Annotated in this window: 1 protein-coding gene; it reads right to left on the bottom strand. The window is 67.6% G+C overall.

Annotated features, from left to right (window positions below; genetic code table 11):
- A partial coding sequence (locus KVT28_RS26480) for a hypothetical protein (protein ID WP_217551274.1) occupies nt 1-241 on the bottom strand: 241 nt, incomplete at both ends.

Raw genomic sequence — 241 nt, forward strand, 5'->3', positions numbered from 1 at the left:
GCGACCTTCGCCGTCCCGGATCGCACGATGTCGATCAGCCGGACCAGGTACTGCGCGCGACCTGCTTCGCTCAGGACGAAGGCCATCGGCGCGTCGTCGCCTCGCCCACGGATGATCACGGACGCGCCGTCCTCAGCCTGGATCGAGACCAACTGGTCGAGTGGCGCCTCCACGGTCTTCAGGCGACCCAGGAACACCAGGCGGGCCGACGTGAGGATCAGGGTTCCCTCGTCGATCTCCG

This window comes from Pantoea sp. GbtcB22, assembly GCF_019091025.1.
In the GTDB taxonomy this organism is placed as follows: Bacteria; Pseudomonadota; Gammaproteobacteria; order Enterobacterales; family Enterobacteriaceae; genus Pantoea; species Pantoea leporis.